The organism is Halorussus aquaticus (genome assembly GCF_024218795.1).
Taxonomy (GTDB): Archaea; Halobacteriota; Halobacteria; order Halobacteriales; family Haladaptataceae; genus Halorussus; species Halorussus aquaticus.
On record NZ_CP100403.1, the window covers coordinates 142,364 to 159,132 of the forward strand.

Annotated in this window: 25 protein-coding genes and 3 pseudogenes; 19 read left to right on the plus strand and 9 right to left on the minus strand. The window is 58.3% G+C overall.

Features of this window, described 5'->3' with window-relative positions; genetic code table 11:
• Nucleotides 1-34: 34 nt before the first annotated feature.
• Both NGM06_RS23200 and NGM06_RS23205 read right to left on the minus strand, forming a co-directional pair.
• On the minus strand, nt 35-223 hold the full coding sequence (locus NGM06_RS23200) for a DUF7333 family protein (protein ID WP_254270940.1): 189 nt from the start codon (nt 221-223) through the stop codon (nt 35-37).
• A 20-nt stretch (nt 224-243) separates the two neighbouring features.
• Complete coding sequence (locus NGM06_RS23205) at nt 244-648, minus strand: DUF7541 family protein (RefSeq protein WP_254270941.1); 405 nt, start codon at nt 646-648, stop codon at nt 244-246.
• A gap of 205 nt (nt 649-853) precedes the next feature.
• On the opposite strand from NGM06_RS23205, the gene NGM06_RS24575 reads away from it, so the two are divergent.
• Entirely contained in the window at nt 854-1,120 is a 267-nt protein-coding gene (locus NGM06_RS24575; RefSeq protein WP_233340804.1) for a DUF7410 domain-containing protein, read from the plus strand.
• Nucleotides 1,104-2,615: a hypothetical protein gene (locus tag NGM06_RS23210; protein WP_417441025.1), complete on the plus strand. Its 1,512-nt coding sequence runs from the start codon at nt 1,104-1,106 to the stop codon at nt 2,613-2,615. The genes NGM06_RS24575 and NGM06_RS23210 overlap by 17 nt, the downstream gene beginning before the upstream one ends.
• Before the next feature lie 65 nt (nt 2,616-2,680).
• Here NGM06_RS23210 and NGM06_RS23215 read toward each other — a convergent pair whose 3' ends face one another.
• The 4 genes from NGM06_RS23215 to NGM06_RS23230 all read right to left on the minus strand — a co-directional run bounded on the left by NGM06_RS23215 (nt 2,681) and on the right by NGM06_RS23230 (nt 7,002).
• Nucleotides 2,681-3,751 (minus strand): iron transporter, encoded by a 1,071-nt coding sequence (locus NGM06_RS23215; protein WP_254270943.1) that lies wholly within the window; start codon nt 3,749-3,751, stop codon nt 2,681-2,683.
• Nucleotides 3,752-3,982: 231 nt separating this feature from the next.
• Complete coding sequence (locus tag NGM06_RS23220; RefSeq protein WP_254270944.1) at nt 3,983-5,044, minus strand: iron transporter; 1,062 nt, start codon at nt 5,042-5,044, stop codon at nt 3,983-3,985.
• On the minus strand, nt 5,031-6,338 hold the full coding sequence (locus tag NGM06_RS23225) for a DUF7405 family protein (protein WP_254270945.1): 1,308 nt from the start codon (nt 6,336-6,338) through the stop codon (nt 5,031-5,033). The genes NGM06_RS23220 and NGM06_RS23225 overlap by 14 nt, the downstream gene beginning before the upstream one ends.
• 76 nt (nt 6,339-6,414) lie before the next feature.
• The gene (locus NGM06_RS23230; RefSeq protein WP_254270946.1) at nt 6,415-7,002 is read right to left on the minus strand and encodes a methyltransferase family protein; all 588 of its coding nucleotides are present in this window, start codon (nt 7,000-7,002) and stop codon (nt 6,415-6,417) included.
• Between the two features lie 11 nt (nt 7,003-7,013).
• Here NGM06_RS23230 and NGM06_RS23235 point away from each other — a divergent pair, with 11 nt between their 5' ends.
• Together NGM06_RS23235 and NGM06_RS23240 are read left to right on the plus strand one after the other, a co-directional pair.
• The gene (locus NGM06_RS23235; protein ID WP_254270947.1) at nt 7,014-7,511 is read left to right on the plus strand and encodes a DUF7471 family protein; all 498 of its coding nucleotides are present in this window, start codon (nt 7,014-7,016) and stop codon (nt 7,509-7,511) included.
• The gene (locus NGM06_RS23240) at nt 7,508-8,026 is read left to right on the plus strand and encodes a winged helix-turn-helix transcriptional regulator (protein ID WP_254270948.1); all 519 of its coding nucleotides are present in this window, start codon (nt 7,508-7,510) and stop codon (nt 8,024-8,026) included. The genes NGM06_RS23235 and NGM06_RS23240 overlap by 4 nt, the downstream gene beginning before the upstream one ends.
• A gap of 71 nt (nt 8,027-8,097) precedes the next feature.
• Here the strand turns inward: NGM06_RS23240 and NGM06_RS23245 are convergent, their stop codons facing one another.
• Nucleotides 8,098-8,391: a PadR family transcriptional regulator gene (locus tag NGM06_RS23245; protein WP_254270962.1), complete on the minus strand. Its 294-nt coding sequence runs from the start codon at nt 8,389-8,391 to the stop codon at nt 8,098-8,100.
• 138 nt (nt 8,392-8,529) lie between these two features.
• Between NGM06_RS23245 and NGM06_RS23250 the strand changes: the two genes are divergently transcribed.
• The 3 genes and pseudogenes from NGM06_RS23250 to NGM06_RS24410 form a co-directional block, all read left to right on the plus strand.
• Nucleotides 8,530-8,697: a DNA-binding protein gene (locus NGM06_RS23250; protein WP_004048632.1), complete on the plus strand. Its 168-nt coding sequence runs from the start codon at nt 8,530-8,532 to the stop codon at nt 8,695-8,697.
• A gap of 75 nt (nt 8,698-8,772) precedes the next feature.
• Nucleotides 8,773-9,087 (plus strand): annotated as a pseudogene (locus NGM06_RS24405) (exodeoxyribonuclease VII large subunit); the annotation flags it as partial.
• A gap of 66 nt (nt 9,088-9,153) precedes the next feature.
• Nucleotides 9,154-9,345: pseudogene (locus NGM06_RS24410) on the plus strand (transcription initiation factor IIB family protein); the annotation flags it as partial.
• Here NGM06_RS24410 and NGM06_RS24415 read toward each other — a convergent pair.
• Together NGM06_RS24415 and NGM06_RS23265 are read right to left on the minus strand one after the other, a co-directional pair.
• A complete protein-coding gene (locus tag NGM06_RS24415) occupies nt 9,342-9,830 on the minus strand; it encodes a hypothetical protein (protein WP_368410526.1) in 489 nt (162 codons plus the stop codon). The pseudogene NGM06_RS24410 and the gene NGM06_RS24415 sit on opposite strands and share 4 nt — an antisense overlap.
• A 17-nt stretch (nt 9,831-9,847) precedes the next feature.
• Nucleotides 9,848-10,399 carry a DUF7342 family protein gene (locus tag NGM06_RS23265; protein WP_254270951.1) on the minus strand — a complete coding sequence of 184 codons (552 nt, stop codon included), beginning with the start codon at nt 10,397-10,399 and terminating at the stop codon, nt 9,848-9,850.
• Nucleotides 10,400-10,535: 136 nt separating this feature from the next.
• Here NGM06_RS23265 and NGM06_RS23270 point away from each other — a divergent pair, with 136 nt between their 5' ends.
• From NGM06_RS23270 to NGM06_RS23320, 12 genes and pseudogenes are all read left to right on the plus strand, one after another.
• Complete coding sequence (locus tag NGM06_RS23270) at nt 10,536-11,417, plus strand: biosurfactant protein 1 (protein ID WP_254270952.1); 882 nt, start codon at nt 10,536-10,538, stop codon at nt 11,415-11,417.
• A gap of 137 nt (nt 11,418-11,554) precedes the next feature.
• A complete protein-coding gene (locus NGM06_RS24420) occupies nt 11,555-11,743 on the plus strand; it encodes a DUF8012 family protein (protein WP_368410527.1) in 189 nt (62 codons plus the stop codon).
• A gap of 91 nt (nt 11,744-11,834) precedes the next feature.
• On the plus strand, nt 11,835-12,215 hold the full coding sequence (locus NGM06_RS23275; protein ID WP_254270953.1) for a hypothetical protein: 381 nt from the start codon (nt 11,835-11,837) through the stop codon (nt 12,213-12,215).
• 83 nt (nt 12,216-12,298) lie between these two features.
• The gene (locus tag NGM06_RS23280; protein WP_254270954.1) at nt 12,299-12,736 is read left to right on the plus strand and encodes a DUF8025 family protein; all 438 of its coding nucleotides are present in this window, start codon (nt 12,299-12,301) and stop codon (nt 12,734-12,736) included.
• Between the two features lie 108 nt (nt 12,737-12,844).
• Nucleotides 12,845-13,336, plus strand: a complete 492-nt coding sequence (locus NGM06_RS23285; RefSeq protein ID WP_254270955.1) for a DUF7995 family protein — start codon at nt 12,845-12,847, stop codon at nt 13,334-13,336.
• Between the two features lie 102 nt (nt 13,337-13,438).
• A complete protein-coding gene (locus tag NGM06_RS23290; RefSeq protein ID WP_254270956.1) occupies nt 13,439-13,840 on the plus strand; it encodes a DUF6166 domain-containing protein in 402 nt (133 codons plus the stop codon).
• Nucleotides 13,841-13,863: 23 nt separating this feature from the next.
• Complete coding sequence (locus tag NGM06_RS23295; RefSeq protein ID WP_254270957.1) at nt 13,864-14,145, plus strand: DUF7389 domain-containing protein; 282 nt, start codon at nt 13,864-13,866, stop codon at nt 14,143-14,145.
• A 37-nt stretch (nt 14,146-14,182) separates the two neighbouring features.
• Nucleotides 14,183-14,848: a helix-turn-helix domain-containing protein gene (locus NGM06_RS23300; RefSeq protein ID WP_254270744.1), complete on the plus strand. Its 666-nt coding sequence runs from the start codon at nt 14,183-14,185 to the stop codon at nt 14,846-14,848.
• 2 nt (nt 14,849-14,850) lie between these two features.
• Nucleotides 14,851-15,527: pseudogene (locus NGM06_RS23305) on the plus strand (nucleotidyltransferase domain-containing protein).
• A 131-nt stretch (nt 15,528-15,658) separates the two neighbouring features.
• Nucleotides 15,659-15,880, plus strand: a complete 222-nt coding sequence (locus tag NGM06_RS23310) for a DUF8129 domain-containing protein (RefSeq protein ID WP_254270745.1) — start codon at nt 15,659-15,661, stop codon at nt 15,878-15,880.
• A gap of 55 nt (nt 15,881-15,935) precedes the next feature.
• A complete protein-coding gene (locus NGM06_RS23315; RefSeq protein WP_254270746.1) occupies nt 15,936-16,235 on the plus strand; it encodes a hypothetical protein in 300 nt (99 codons plus the stop codon).
• Nucleotides 16,236-16,353: 118 nt separating this feature from the next.
• Nucleotides 16,354-16,719, plus strand: coding sequence for a DUF7568 family protein (locus tag NGM06_RS23320; RefSeq protein ID WP_254270747.1), 366 nt, complete (start codon nt 16,354-16,356; stop codon nt 16,717-16,719).
• Nucleotides 16,720-16,769 lie beyond the last annotated feature (50 nt).

The following is a 16,769-nucleotide window of genomic DNA, read 5'->3' on the forward strand; positions in this document are numbered from 1 at the left end:
TTAACTCGGGCGTTGCCTCAGCTCAAACGCAGACCTAGGAACGGTTTGTTCGATACTCACCGTGTTTGATCCCAAGGAGGAGCGTAAAGACTCCAAACACGATGAGGCCGACGCTCACCATCATGACTGTACTAGTGCTCATCGGACTCATCATCGTCCCACCAATTATGATGGCGAGCAGGACCACGAACGCGATTACCGTTTTCGTTGTATCGAATTCCATCGCTAGTTTGTTACTGAGGCTCAATCAGATGGTGTTTCCGATGTCTCGGCCGCCGACACCGTGGTGCGGGTCTTTTTTCGAACGAAACCTGCCCAGAGAAGTGCGCCAACAAGACAGATGATGCCAGCGATTGCAATCGATTGACCACGGATCGTCGTCCCGGTCTGGTTCTGTGTGATCAGCAAGATACCGATGCCGACGAGGACGAATCCTTGAACACCTGTTGCTTTCGCTGGTCCAGCCATATACCCCGCCTCTGTGAGAATGCCAGCAACAGACCCTACAAACAACAAGAGTCCCGCCACAGATACGGGACGGAGGCCGAGAACGACACCGACCTCCGAGAGAGCAAATCCAATAGCGACAAAGAGTGGCCATGGACTCGCCCCCGTGAAGGTTGAGTCCGAGTCTGATGAATCGCTCATTATCTCGACTTGAGGACCGGGTTATAATAAATCGGCTGCTATTAATCCTCCAATTTTTAATAGAATATGCCAGTCTCACAGCAGTCAGTTAATACTCTCGCGGTATGGAGAGCACTCTCCTGAGCCGAGGGGGCGCTCTTCAAATATTGAACCAGAACGGTTTCAACGCTGACTGGCTTACGGCCGAGTAACAGACTTCGAGTTTATGTCATACGAAGGCACTACGATTCCACGGAGTGACGCACCCGCAGGTAAGTGTGATTACTGTGGGCATCCGTTTCCAACGACCGACCGGCTCGTTCTCCACAAAGGCTTAGAACATCCCCAACAGCTGGATGACGACGAGGAGGACGCATTCCTCTCTGCTCGAGAGGACGAAGAAGACGAGTTGCGTACATTACGTCTGAAAGCCCTTGGAGCCCTCGTGCTCCTGTACTTCGGTTTCTTGATGCTATATGCCATCGTTGCCTAACTCAGATACGAACACCGAGACAAGCGAAGAGGAACACACAGAGTCATATTCCAGGTCGAGGCTTCGTAATTGGGTCGTATCGAACACGAAGCTCAGACTCTTGATTCAGTTTGTAACCTGGGTCTCGATACTGACACTGTTTACTGAAACAGTCGCTGCCGGGAACGGAATGACGCTCTCGAAGCAGCCTCGGGATACCCTAGCCGTCCCTCGGTGGCTGTATCTTGCCACTGGCGGCGCCACGATCGGCGCCTCCGCCCTGCTTGCGAGCTTCGTCACCGACCGGGCGTTTATCCGTTATCTCCACAACTGGTCCCTCCCCGGTCCGGCGGTAGACGACTGGTGGACACCGCTGCGATGGATTGGCCATAGTCTCGGGATTGTCGTCCTTGGACTGGCAGTGTACCTCGGGCTGACCGGACCGCAGCTCCCGACGGCAAGCTTCACCATCCTCGTTACGTTTGTCGTCGTTCGAGCGGGTTTACCGATGTTCACGTATCTCGGAGGAAACATCTGGCCGGCGCTGAACCCCTGGCGAGGAATCGTCTCGCTCTTCCCGAGTGGATATCGGTCCTATCCGGATGCGTTAGGCCGTTGGCCGGCTGTCGGTGGCCTGTTGCTCCTCGTGTGGACTGAGGTAATCTTCCCCGTCAGCACGATTCCAACAGTTCTTTCGATTGCAATCCTCGGATACAGTGCAATCACTATCGCTGGCGCTGTACTCTTCGGTCCCGATGCCTGGTTCGAGAACGGGGATCCGTTGTCTGTCCTGTTCCGATTCTTCGGGGCTGTCGCACCTGTGCAACGGCGTGATGAGACGCTCACCGTAAAACTACCTGGTAGCAACCTGTCGGACTCGGAATTGATCACTGATACGTCCGATATCGCGTTCGTCATCGCGCTCATCTGGGAGCTCACGTACAGCGGGTTTATCACGACACAGACGGGCGCAGCAACTATCGAGACACTCGTCAACCTCACCAATATTGGAGTCGGAGCAGTGCAGATCCGCGCGGTTCTCGTCTACACACTGCTGTTCGCCGGTGGCTACGTTGTTTTCTTCGCTGCGTATTGGTATGCGGGCATTCGTTCTCGCCAGCGGACTGGAACATACATCACCGCACAGCGAATCGCCTTTCGATTTGCACCCTCGCTATTGGCCATCGCAGCGGGATACCACCTCGCTCACTACACCGGGTTAGCCGTGTCTCTCAGTCCAGCTCTGGGAATGGCGATTGTATCCCCACTCTCTCCACCGGCTAATCCACTGACGCTGTCTCCACCCGGATGGTTCAATGGGTTGAGTATCGCGTTCGTACTCATCGGACATCTCCTCGCGATCTGGGCAGCGCACGCGACCGCCTACGAACTCTTCTCGAGCCGACTCGTCGCTATCCGAAGCCAATACCCGTTCATCGCCGTGATGATCGGCTATACTGTTATTAGCCTCTGGATTCTCTCTCTTCCCGGTGGGACGCCCCCGTATCTGCCCTAACTGTGTAATAGTTTTGAGGAAATAATCAGTGACCCACAAAATACGCGATCTGACTGTGTGTGGAGTCACTCGACAGTGAACTCTATTGGGTCCATATCGATGAACGCGGTTTCGTAGCCATCGTGACGCGCCAGTTGTGGAGGCGTATCAACGGCGATTCTGACCGTGTCGCCCGATCTGAGCTCGTCAAGCGTCATCCCATAGATGCTCCCGAGAGCGGGATCGAGGGTCGCTTGAAGTGACCCTTGGGCGATTGTGTCCCCGCTTCGGTTGATCGTTGCTGACAGCGCCATCCGCGGGAGCATCACGCGGTTGTAGGGGGTTCGCGGGGAAACGAACAGGTAGGGGCCCACTGCATCACGAAATCGATGGTCTCCATCGACGAGAGCGACGAGCATCGTCGCGTCACCAGACTGTCCCTCGTGGAGTAATCGACCTGGAAGCTCAGATGTTGTCGGTACGATCGGTTCAGGGATCATTTCCATGTTCACGAGATCGACGGTCCCGCGGGTGCCCGCTTTCTCGCCCAATCGACGGATCTCCAAGTTGTACGTCTCACTCGTATCGAACGTGAACTGCATCGAAGCTGACTGCCCCTGGCTAAATCGGCCCTTGAGCGGGTCAGTACGAGCAGTCTGTAGTGGGCCGACCTGGAGCGTCACATCGTACTGGCCTTCTCCCGGAAGCGCAATATTGTCGCCGTAGTGGAATCCCATATTCGGCGAAATCATCGGCCAGAGGTTGGTAGAGGAGATCTGGCCGTCGCTGTTACTGATGTCGACAGAGACGTCGACCGGGAGAATCGTCTCCGTCTCGGTGTCCCAGACACTCGCCATCAGATGCACCGAATCATTCGACCGGACGACGACTTTCGTCTTGCGTGAACCGGTGAGGTTCCAGAACCGGTGCGGGAAAGAGTGCATCAGCGCAAATCCGAGATCGCCGGCCGTCGTCGTTCCGTACATTCCCATCCCTTCGATGATAGCAGGATAGTAGACGGCATCAGGTCGATCCTCCACAAGCGGTGGATCACGCCATGCAGACTGCGTCTCGAATCCGAGCCGCCCTAGGCAACCAGGCAGTAACAGTCCACCTGTGAGAGCGGTCCCTTGTCTGAGAAACGTTCGCCGATTCATTGTCTCACCTGAAATGCTATGTTTGGTTGGTCCATATCAACTCAATCCCGATGCCGCCAACCGGGGGTGTCTGTAACTGCAAGCCTCGGCCACTCTGGGAACACCTACGCCAGGCGAACGACGAACCCGGTGAGTACCAGTAGTGAGACAACGCCGAGTAACGCCGCCAGTAGGAGGTGCTTCTCTTCCATGGTTTCGGCTTCGATTGGAATTCTAAAGACACCTTTGAAACTACAACGTCACCTGCACGTCTGGCATATCAACGAAGGCTGTCTCGTATCCCTCATGGCGAGACGTTTGTGGGGGCGCATCGACTGTGATTGTCAGCTCATCTCCCATCTGTACGTCTGCGACCGTGGTTCCGTAGTGATAACGGAGATCTGGATCGATGGTGGGCTGTAGAATCTCGTCGAACACCGACGTACCGGCACGTCGCAGTGTCGCCGAAAGCGACATCATCGGAAGCATCGTTCGATTGTAGGGCGTGCGTGGAGAAACAGCGAGGTACTTCTGCTCCTCGTTCCCACCGAAACGCGACGCATCATTGAGGAGTGTTACCACAAACTTTGCGTCCCCGCTCGTCCCCGATCCACGGACGTTGCCGGGGAGCGCGTCCGGTGTCGGTACCTGCGAGTTTGGCAACATCTCCATGTCCATTAGGTCGACAGCACCCTTCGTGCCTTCCTTGTCGTCGGGGATGTCCGTATACGAGATCTCATTGAGCGTCGATTCGCTGAACTCGAACTCGAACGTGAAGGATGTGTTCCCCTGGTTCTCGGCCAGTGATCCCGTCCGCCGCGTCGACGGCCCGCCGATGCTGATCTCCACAGTGTATGTGCCGTCGCCCTGGAGTTGTGCGTTATCGCCGAAGTGAAAGCCCATCGGCTGGGAGAGCATCGGCCACGGCGCGAACTGGTCGATTGACTCGCTGTCCTGCATGATCGTGAGTTGCGGATTGATGTCGGGTGGGATGATTCCCGTCTGTGTATCCCAAACGACCGGCATGAGATGGATCGAATCCTCGGATTGAATCTCGACCATAGTGATACCATTTGGCTTCATTAGCCAGAACCGGTGCGCATACGAGTACGTGAGCGCACACCTGTACCCGCCCTGTTCCTTCATTCCGGGTATTTTCATGCCCTCGTAGTGGGTCGGATAGTAGACTGCGTCTGGTCGGTTCTCGGGGAGCGGTGGTGCCCGTGCTGATTGCGTCTCGAACAGGCCGGTACACCCCGCGAGCCCCACGAGTGAACTGCCTCCCACCATTCGAAGCACGTCACGACGATTCATGTGTCACCTCTTGTGCGTCTCCAGCCGGCTGTGCAGGCGGTAGCGACCGCAACGACCTCGGAGGAACGAGGAAATTACCGCGGCGCTCCGTACGGATGTACTGCAGGATGCCGTTGTTGTTCCGCTGACCGACTGCCGACTGCTCGGTGATATCAGTTCCGTTCATCGCTTCTCTTGTGTCGACGAAATCGGTGATTCGTCGCTGGAGAGCGAGAAAGTGGAGGCTAGCGGCTCCATCGTCGGTAGAATCGAAGTCACGTCGCAGGATGAGCGGTGAGTCATCGTCATCGCGAGCGCGGGCGGATTTCTGAGAGTGGCCGACGACGCCCATCTCGCGGGCTGTTTCATCCGTTGGCCGACAGTCGTCGATTTTGCTGCTGGTTCCGAGATTGTCTCCAGCCCCCTCGATTACGTCGTTCTCGGCGTGGTACGGACAGAACATTTTCGCCTCACGCTGCCAGCGATCGTCCTGATTGTACCACTGGTTGAGGTTGAGCTGGAGCTTGGAGATGTGTTGAGTCGTTGCACCGGTGAACGGGCCCGACTGGATCGTCACGCGATCTTCACTGGCCTGGTTCTTTTTGAATCCGGATTTGAAACCCATAAACAGTGGAGCGTTCTCGGAGACCTTGTCGGCCGGAACACCCTTCGCATCGTCTGCGTTCTCCGCCGGGAGCCCATCCCCGACAAATCCCGTTCGCCGGTCGGCGACGGCAAAGACATCGGTGAGTGTCGCGTCGGGCTGTTCGACACCGTTGAGCGTCGATTTGTTCCCCTTAAGGGCTTCTTCAGCGCCGAGCACCACCTGTGCCGTATTACTCGCGAGATGGACGACTGCATCGGGTGTATCCAGATCGGGATCCTCGAACGGAGCGAGTGCTTCCGGATCGGTGAGGTCAACGCCTTCGGGAAGGGATTCGTCGAATCGGTCGAAGTATGCTGGGGAATAACTCACCGTGAGCAGTAACCCGTCCCCGCTTCGCTCGTAGGCGTGTTCGATGCCACGGAGAGCTGTCTCAACTTGGTCGCGGTCGTCTCCGTTCGGTTGACCCTCTCGTCGGTAATTCAGATAAAGGAGCACACGATGGTTCGGAGCGACGACGTTCCCGTGGTCGTCCCGTGGGAGGGCTTCGTTCCAAGCGTGCTGCCGTTGTGGATACGACGAGAAATTATCCGGCCCTATCGGGACATCAACTCCTTCACGGCCCAGACAGGCACTAAACGCCGCTGTTCCTCCGATCGCGACGGCCGACTTGAGAAATTCTCTGCGAGGGATACCCCTCTCATCAGTCATTACCCGGCAGTTAGGAAGTCAGCCGAAAAGCGATTCTGGTAGAGTTCTCGAATCCCTCCTTGAGGTTGGTAGCGAGCTATTTGCCGACAAGCTTCTTTAGTAGTCCCCAACCGATAAACCGAGGCGTCCGCTCACGGTACTCTTCGTATTCTTGTCCGTATTGTTCTCGTAGCCACGGCTCTTCGGCAAACGGGAACAGCGCGTACACAACAATCGTTAGGACGCCATGCACCACCAATTTCTGAGAGTTCGTGGCGAGGAGCACACCCACGATGAATGTGATGAATCCCACACTCTGGGGGTTTCGTGTGTACTGATAGATTCCGTCCGTTCGAAGCTCTCCTTCTCTTCCACTGCTTTCCATCCACCCAAGTTCGAAGAGGGCCGATAGGGCAAACCCCATGCCAAGTGCGGCGATACCGCTGCCTGCGAGTTTGCTCCAGCGTTCGGTGAATATTAATGAGCCCCGATCGAACGCGGCCAGCACTGGAAATCCAGCGAACACGACGGAGAGCGCCGACCAATTGAACCACCACCGCCAGGAGCTGTCGCCGATGGGCCACACTCGACGGTCGGGATGAACCGCACTGATGATGTACCCGAGAATCAGCGTGACATCCGCAACGACAGTCGCCAGGAGCGCGCGATCTGAGAACGAGGACATGTGTGTACGTCGTGATAGTGAAGGACGAAAAAAGTGAGACAATCGTAGTTTGCAGCTGGGTGCTGCTCCCTCCGAAGAGGTTTGGAACCACCAGCCATTCTCTCCAATTCAAACACCCACGTCAACTCGAATCGACGTTCTCAGGTAGCTGTGTTTCAAATTTGGCCCACATGGCGGGATTTGTACCACTCCATAGCGAGTTCACCGGCTCGCAGTCCCTTCCATTGCTCGCGGTGATCACCGTCGCTGCTGCAGGTACAGCGGTGCTTCTGGGCCTTGCGATCGGCGCGTTCGTTCAGCGCCAATCCCGTCCATATCTGTTAATCGTCGCTGCGCTGGCTGCTCTTCTTGGACGCTCTGCGGTTGCTGGGATCACCATTGTAGGCCTGTTCTCACGAGCCGAGCATCACCTCCTCGAACACGGACTTGATGTCATTCTTGTCGCACTCGTCATTGCTGCGGTCTATCACTCCCGAACCATTGCGAACGAGACCAATTTCAATACATGACACACCAACGTGACCGGATTCACGAGTATATCGCCACCCACCCTGGAGAACACTTTAACGCACTCACGCGGAGACTCGACCTCGCACCAGGACAGGTACAGTACCATCTCAAGAAACTCCAGACGCAGGGAAGAATAGTCGAACTACCCATCTATGGCCGGACGCACTATTACACACCAAAATATGATGCGTGGGAGCGGGGAGCGATCGCTGTCCTTCGACGGGAAACAGCACGCGACATTTTATTCTGCGTTCTCGAACAGGGGCCATCCAGACCGGACGCTGTTACAGAGTCCCTCGGGATTGCTCGGGGGACCCTCGAGTGGCACTTGAATCATTTGACGGTACAGAATCTCATCGAGAAACACCGAGATGCCAATAATCACGTGACGTTGGTCGCAGCCAAGCCGGCTGAGACCGCTCGTCTCCTTGAAGAGATCACCCCCTCGCTGTCCGATCGGATGATCGACCGGTTCACCCGCCTCGTCGATAACCTACTGGCGGATGGATCGTAACGAGTTTGCGGATGTGCTTCATCGGAACGTGAACGTGATTGTTCGATTCCTGCATTCATTTGGATAGGCCGCTATGCAGTCCCTGAATCCACAGTGTCCAGATGCTGGTTTTCCCACTCACGCCGCGCCTCGATTTCGCGTTGTCCACGCTGTGTGACTGTGTACACGTTCGTCCGCTTGTCGAGTTCACCTTTCTTGAGGAGTCCTTTGTCGACGATGTCGTCGAGATTCGGATAGAGTCGACCGTGGTTGATCTCTTGTTCGTAGTAATCGTCGAGTTCGGCCTTGACTGCGAGCCCGTGTGGTTCCTCGAGCCCGGCGATCACGTACAAGATGTCCCGCTGGAACCCAGTTAGATCGTGCATTCGTTCGTTCCCTATTTTTGAGGGGTGGCATATGTTCTCTCTGGTGCTCAAAGGCGAATATTCGATACGACGAGGGGGAAGAATCCTGCGTGAGAACTTCGAACCTTTATATAGTGAACAGGAGAACTCCGCGATGGAATGTCTGACCTAATCGTCAAAGCAGCCGTGAAGGACGCACTCTCTGACCACAACGTCTCGGCGGATTTCTACGACGCTCTCAACGAAGAGGTCGCCGAACTGCTCGACGACGCCGCGGAGCGTGCCGAGGCCAACGATCGGAAGACGGTCCAGCCCCGCGATCTGTAGGCCTGCGTAACGCAGCCCACCCCGTCACTCGAACGTAGCTTTTTGAGGTTCCTGTTCAGAAGTTAGTAGACGAAGATGGCGGACGCACCGGAGACTGAACGGCAGGCGGTCGAACCCGATTCGAGAGAGGTCCTCAGCGTGTCACAGCTGAACGACCGAATTGCATCGGTCGTCCAGGACACGCCTGCCTTCAACGGTGTCCGCTGTATCGGCGAGGTCACGGATCTCCACCAGAACAGTACGGCGCTCTACTTCACGCTGACCGACGGCGCCGCCGAGCTCCCCTGTATGATCTGGGCGAACCGCTACCGGGATATGGACGCCGAGTTCGAAGACGGCACCGAGGTTATCCTCGAAGGCGATATCGACTACTGGGTCGAAGGTGGGAAAATCGACCTCAAACCGTGGGAAGTGATCGTCGTCGGCGACGGCGACCAGGCAGCCGCCGTCGAGCGACTGCGAAGCGAACTCGAGGAGCGCGGCCTCACGACGGGCGTCCATCCGGCCGGGTTCGCAGCGGCCTGTCTCTACAAAGCGGGGCAGGAACAGGGGCAGTGGGTGACGCAACGTGACGTCGCGGAGACAGGGAACGTCACGCCAACAACTGTCCGGACGCATCACGAAACGCTCGATGAACTCGCTGTCTAGACTGGCCAGGTAGGAAGCGAGGGCGTCCCATTCTCCCAACGAATCGCATCCAGCGCCGCCGGGAACTGCTGTAGTCGGTCATCGAGGGCGGCGAGTGGGTGCGCATCGAGAAACGCCACACCATGCCGATCGACGGGCGTGTCTTCGTGATTGAGCTGGATGTGGCAGGGCCCAAGATCTGGGTGATCGGCGTCCTGGTGAAATCCGAGCATGAGGTTCCGCTCCGGTTCGACCCAGTTGATGCGGTAGTATTCGTGGTCGACGCCGGCAGGGTACCAGAAGCGAATCTCCAGTCGTGCGGCCTCCGCGTCGTAGGAGTCACCCCAGTACGTCGTCGGATCGACGTCCGTGATGACGTACCGCGGTCGGCGTCGAGACGGACGATACCGCACGTCCTCACACCCAGGCTGGTTCGTCAATCGGTCGTGAACGTCGCGGAGGAGGGTCCGCTGTGTATAGCGGTCGCGACCAGCGAGAAAGATCATACTGTGTGAAAGGGAGATTAGCTCGTGGCGCGGTCGGCCACGTCGGTCATCTGTTTGCGAGCGGCTTCGACGTCGGAGTAGAGTTCCAGTGCGTGCTTGATGAGGCGGCGGTCCTCCTCGTTCTCGCGCCAGAACGCGATGACGTCACGGCGTTCTCGGAGCTCGGCACTTGCGAGATCAGCGTCGGCGAGTGACTGTTCGAGCTCCTCCCACGTCTCGACGTCGTAGGCCGCCTGCCACTCCTCGATCTCCTCAGTGATCGCGGCCAATTCGTTGCGAAGCTCCTCGCGCGTGTTCTCCTCGATGAGCGTGCGTATCTCTTCGAAGAGCAGGCGCGTGTAATCAGGCTGGTAACGTGTCGTCTCGCCGGCCTCGACGCGACGCAGCTGGCCCTGATCGACGAGATCCTGGAGCTCCTCGTTGGTCGTACTCCAGGCGGCGTCGGCCTGCTCGCTGATCCAGTTGACGGATCGCGGTTCGCGAAGCGTCTCGGCGACCGCTCGAATGCGGTCGCGGGCGCTCATCGACTCAGCCCACGTCTGGACGCCATCTCGCGGGGATTCGGACATGCTTGGCACCTCTTACAATAGTGTTAGCTCCGCACTCTCATATATGTTTGTACTATCTCGCATAATCGAGAGTATGTGGCGAGCGAGGGCATCCGGACGTTGAAATGCGATACCGACAGAACCTACGAGCCAACCGATGCACAACCGATATTCTGACTTTGAGGAACTGCGGCCGACCGGCGAGGCGTCCCACATTCCGGACGAGAAGTTGGCCGACGGGTGTGAAGGCGACCCTCGGCGGCAACGCGTCGCGACGAGCACGGGGGGCTACCCCGATGCACCGACGGCCACCAGCGGCGAGTGCCGGTCCTGTGGCGCATCGATCCCAGACGGGCAAACGAAATGCCGGTTCTGTCTCACCAACCATCTCGGTAGTGAAGCCACCAGCACGGGCGAATCGGTTTCGACGACGTTCCTCGGAATCGTCCACCTGGTCGTCGAGTCGACCACGTTCTACGGCGCCGTCGCGAAAGGGGGCGCCGCGGCGAACCTCCTCTCTGCCAACGAGGCGGAGCCGGTCGTCGACGACTACACGCTCATCTACGATCTTGACGAGGCGCCGGCGCGCCAGCTGGCCGAGCAATGGTCCTCACTCCCCGAGGCGGTACAGGTGTCGTCAGAGGAGGGAGAGCGGCTTCTCAGTGCCGCCCGTGACCGGACTGGGTGGCACGGGCAGGGAGCGTCGGAGCGTCAGGAGCAGGCCCCGACGCGGCTCTACGACCAGCGTGGGGACGGCATCCGCGACGCGTCGCGTCTCGACACGGTCCTCGACGACGCTGACGACGCAGTGTGGCTGGTTCCAGCGATGGCGCTGACCGAATCTACTGGCGAGGCTGCGGCTGATCGCCAGGTGTCGTCGGTACCGACGGCTCAGGAACTCGACTGTCAAAACTGTGGACGAGCGACCGACCATCGGTTCAAGACCCGCGAGTCGGTCCCGGATGAGGCGTGGACGGGGCAACCGATCTGGGAGTGCCGGGTGTGTGGCTCAGCTCGCTACGGCCCCAGTCTCGAGTAGCGCCAGTGCTAGGCGTCGATTAACCAACAGCCTGCGAGTACCGTCGAAGTTCGTTGGTTAAGACTGTGATCTCCTGCAAGCCCGATGCCAGTCTCACTGGGGAGTCTTTCCGCGCCGGCGAGCGGTGAGGGCTTCCGATGGAGCAAGAGTTCAAACAAGGGTACCGGATGCATCGTATACTCAGCAATCTCAACCGACTCGACGTCGACCGATTGAACGACGCGGATCGAGAGCGAGTCGAGAGCGCGAGAGACCTCCTGGAGGAGGTGAGTCTTCTCACGCGGCCGGGCGACGGAGCTGGGGCGGACGCTCACGCAGACTCCTAACTGGAGTCGCCGACCACGCCCAGGGAGCCACCTCTCACGTCGGTTTATCGCCCCCGACAGGGGTGCGGGGGCGACCCCGTGAAGTCCAGACATGGCGACACTGCAAGCTGCGACGACATCGACCGGCGCAGTCGTGACGGATGCACAGGCAGTCCGCCAGCTCTGCGAAGCACATTGCTTCGGGACCCTGAATTGGGAGGTGGATGAAGAAGGAGAGCTCATCATCTGGGGATACGACGCCTTTGAGGTCTACGAGGCCCGAGAAGACGGCCTTCCTGACTACGAAGGTGGTCTTGTGACGCATGAGTTCCTCCGAACACTCGCCGGCTATCTCGAGCCTAACGAAGAACTCGACATCCAGACAGCCGGGTTCACGAAATGTCGGTTCCCAGTCCTCGCAAAGCGGTACGTCATCCGCGACGACGAAGTCCTCCACGCGGATCTCAGTTCCCTCGAGTCGATCGACGTGTAACTGGTGAGGAACCCTTGGCGGGTGCAGAAGAGACGTTTATCGGGGGCTGAAGCACTGAGCCCCACACGGGGCTTGGTGATTCCATGTCTGAACAACCACCCGACGACCCGTTCGAGGACTGTGAGCTAGGCCCCGATGCAATCCTCGGGACTCAAATATACGAGGATGTCCTGTTCACCGACGAGACAGAGACGCCCGTGAACGTACTGACCGGCGAGACGCCCGATCATTCACAAGCAAGCGTCGACGAAGCTCGATCCTTTGCCGCCGGAATCGATAGTGATACCCCGCAAATCGCGCTGCAAGCGTCGATCGGGGCACAGATCGAAACCGCCAGTAAACCGTACACAGCAGCGGCGTTCTTCCACTTCAAGGCGACGGGGTCACTCCAACGGCATCGCGCCTACCACGCCGCCTACGAATCGGAAGCGTTTGCGGTCGATTTCGAGGCCGACTACGAAACCGGAGATCTGACGATAACCGTCGAGAAGGTCACCCAGTCGGAGCAAGACACGTCCTAACGACTGCGTGTTCCGGTAGCGTTTGTATTGCGCCGGCGATGGGTGCCGGCGCACCAAGCAGTGACGCAGAGCGCAGTCGCGGGCGTCGGCAGTCCGAGGTGAAAACCAATGCATATGGTCATTTACACCCTGGTAGAGGCATCGACGCGAGACGACGCACTGGCCACCGGAAAGACGGTGTTCGATCGACTCGTCGGCGCCGTGCCACACGCTGGCGCTGTGTTTGACTACTACGTCTGCTTCGACGACGACGAGACGACAGTCGCTGGATCAGCCCGTTGGGGCGATCTCCCGGTTGCAGCCACTGTAGAGTCCGACGAGGGCGAAGAACTGCTCGAACGTGGCTGGGACGCCACGACGGAGGAGTTCCAGCGGAATCTCGACCGCGTGAAGGAGGCGCTCGACGAATGCAGCGACGAGGAGATCATGCGTGACGAAGACCTCGCCCGGCACGCCTTCCACCAGGTCGGCGCGTACGACGGCCCATCGGTCTTTCTGTACGACGAACACGGCAGCGGTATCCGGCATCGGGGCCAGCTGGATCGGATTCTCGACGAGAGTGACGACCTCTGGATCGTCCCGGCGGACGTCCACTTCTGAGAGGACAGCCAGCTCCTGATCCGTGACGCAGTGACCGCAGCGAGTTTTTTCGCCCCCTGAGGGGTGCGGGGGTGCTCGAACGAGCATTCCTCGAATAGACCCATGAGTGGAACCATCGACTCACAATCGCACGAACAGACATTCACGAGGAATAGCCCCGACGTCGCCTACGTCGGCTACCGACAGCGCGGACGTGCCATCGTGGAGAAACAGCCCGGAGAAGAACGGCTCACCCCGGAGCAAAGTCTCAAGGTGGCGAACCACAGTCCCTCGGGCTTCGAGTGGGGATACGGTGGGAGTGGGCCGGCGCAACTCGCGCTCGCGCTCCTGCTCGATTACACCGACGATGAAGCGGTCGCCCTAGCGCATTACACGAAGTTCAAAAACGAGGTCGTGAGCCAGTTGGACTGCACTGGTCCCGACGGACGCTGGCGACTCACTGGTCGCGCCATCGAATCAGTCCTTCGCGAAACGTCCGACGAAGCGGTCGCACCGTCCATCTGAGCAACGATCACCGAGAGTAACATATGTCGGAACACAACCAGCCGTCTCGTGCGGATGTCGAATCGTCAGGAAACAGTGAGCAGCCGTCACCAACGGAGCACGTCGAGCGCACTGACGTCGGTATCTCGCTGACTGTGAAACTCAAACGCGGAACCGGAACACGAGATGAAGACCAGATCAAGGCCAAGGTGAAGGCGAAAACGCTCGAGAATGCCCGCGAAGACATGGAAACGCTTCGCGAGTACATCCACGACCTCGCTGAAGACGCTCGTCAGATCCAGCCAACAGACTCACACGAAGAGTAATTCTTTTGAGTGTCGCACAGAATTGTGTAACTATAGGATGTACGAAGTGTGCGGTGAGAAGGAACTCAAGGTCATCCTCGCGCTTGACTCAGGAGATTCCATCTCCGGCGTCGCTCGGAAGATCGACGAGAACCGAGAGACAATTCGGCGCGTCGTGAACTGCCTCGAAGCGGCAGGATACGTCGCGTACGATGATGGCCTCCAGCTCGTCGATCAGACGATCCGAGACGCTGGTCTCGAGTTCCTGACAGCGTTAGCAGACATTTCACCGCCGTCAATCTCGGAAGCGTACGTCCTCCCACAGTTCGCCGGCATGGACTACGCCTTCACCGCCATCGATGCGGTCTACGTCTGGACCCGCGGTGGCTACCAGGTCGCTCGTGACCCGGAGGACTATCCGCTGTTCATCGCCGTCCACGAATCCGAACTCGACGCCTGGGCGGAGTTCTTCGATCGGTTCGGAATCCCGACTGCAGAAGAGCGCCAGCCCGCCGAAGACCTCGATGGCGCCATCCAGGTCGTTCTGGAGCCACGGTCACAAATCGATACCGAGCTGGTCGACGGCCGGCCCGTCATCCCGCTCCAGGAAACCGTGGCGTTCGCACACGAGTACTACGCGACCTTCGAGTCTGCACTCGACATGCTCGGCCGAATGTACGACGAGGTCGACACTGACGCAGAGTACCGCATGGAGCCAGCCTGAACATGAGTCAAGAAGACCGAAGCGAGGCACTCATCGAAGTGCTCGAAGAACTAGAGCAGTCAGAAATCGGGTTCGTCCTGGTTGGCGGCTACGCGATCAGTCAGTTCGAACCACGATTCTCGACCGATCTCGATCTCGTCATCGCACCGGACGACTACGACGAAGTCGTTGCATTCCTCCAACAGCATGGCTTCGAACGGACAGCGGAGTTCGACGTCCCAGCAGAGGAAACCATCTACAACCGGGAAATCGAATGCTTCGAACGAACCGAGGGATACCCCACCCGGTCGGCGTGGACATCCTTGTGAACGGCCTCGGCTGCCGACAGACCCAAGCAGAGTGGTCGTTCGACTATCTGCGCACGCACAGTTCCCGACGACGATTTCAGGCGACTGCACGAGCAGCTGCCGGCGAGGTCCTCGTCGCCGCGAAACTCCACAGTGGCCGGAAAACAGATCTCGCAGATGTCCTTGCTGCGATTCCCTCGATCGATTTAGATCGAGTCGAGACACATCTGCATCGCGGAGATGCTGATGCCCTTCGGCAACAGCTCAGTGACGCACACGCGTTCATCGAAGAGGGTGGGCTCGATCACCGGTTCAAGAGTCTGTTCGGCCAATCATCGGCCTCGACCGAGGATATCGAGACGCTTCTCGAATTCCTCGATCAACAGCAGTAGTGGAGCAACCCTCACCGCGAGTCCTGCATCGGACAGTGTCTGTCCGTGTCTGTCGCTGAGAAGGTACGCGAAACGGAGAGCGAACTGGCGCTGTTTTTTCGTCGCCTCAGCAGGAGCGGAGGCGACACTCAGTGAGCAACTCGTCAGAGCAATCCACGGTATCGAGCGGTCTGTCACCGGAACAGCGTCTCGAACCACCGAATTCGCGACTCATCAACGCCGGTATCGTGACGATCACCGACATGGAGACGCTGCGGGCCTGCGTTGCCTACGAGAACACGCACCAGAAGCGAGTCCAGATCCTTCGCCGTCTCGAACACCGAGCCAGCGAGCTTCGGTCTCAAGAGGATTGAGACGGCGCTCACGGAGAGTTTTTCGGAGCCTCCAGTGGGTGGAGGCTTGATTCAGATGAGCGATCGACCAGAGATCGAGATTCAGCAGCAGACCGCGTTCGGCGAGGATGGCCAGCTCGAAGTGACCGAGACGAGCGTCGAAACCTCCCTTGAGGACTTCGGCACAGACGTGGACCACCGCGACCGTGATTCACGACTCGATCGGCCGGAGGCGAGTGAGTTCGGCGTCGACGACCGTCCGGAGGTAGAGCAATCGTCCGAGAGTGATCAGTCGAACCTCTTCGCCGATACTACCGAGAATCAGCAGACGCTCACCGGCGATGACGCGGCCGACCGCTGTCTCTTCGAGGAGTAACCAACATCCTGTTCGTTCGACTGGCTGTGTTGGTTAACCGTTGGTGATGAGGGCAATAGCAACTTGCGAGACTAATCAAGCGGCTGCGGACCTCCCGAACGCGGAGGTACCAGTACATATGCCACGAATCAAAAATTGGACGCAGAAGAGCCGTACCCCGAAACTAGCGTATTGGAATACAGAGACCAACGCGCATGCGGTGCTTCACCGAGCGCCAAACTCATACGCCCACAAGTGGCGTGCCGCGATTCTCGTCGATGGCTATCCAGTGTGGTCGCGTGGATTCGCGACGAAGGAAGCCACATCGCTTCGCGACGAACTCCAAAAGCGCCCCCACCCTGAACTACCCTGTCCAGAGTGTCCAAACGACGACGTCGTCGTCGGCCAGAAGAGTGCCGACGGTGCCAAAGTCCAACGGTGGTTCGAGTGTCGAGAGTGTGGCTACGAAAGCCGCTCAGCAATCATCTACGGCCCCGAGCGCTGATTCTCAACTGTTAGAGCAAATGACGGAGCACTCAGAGGAATCAAATTGAC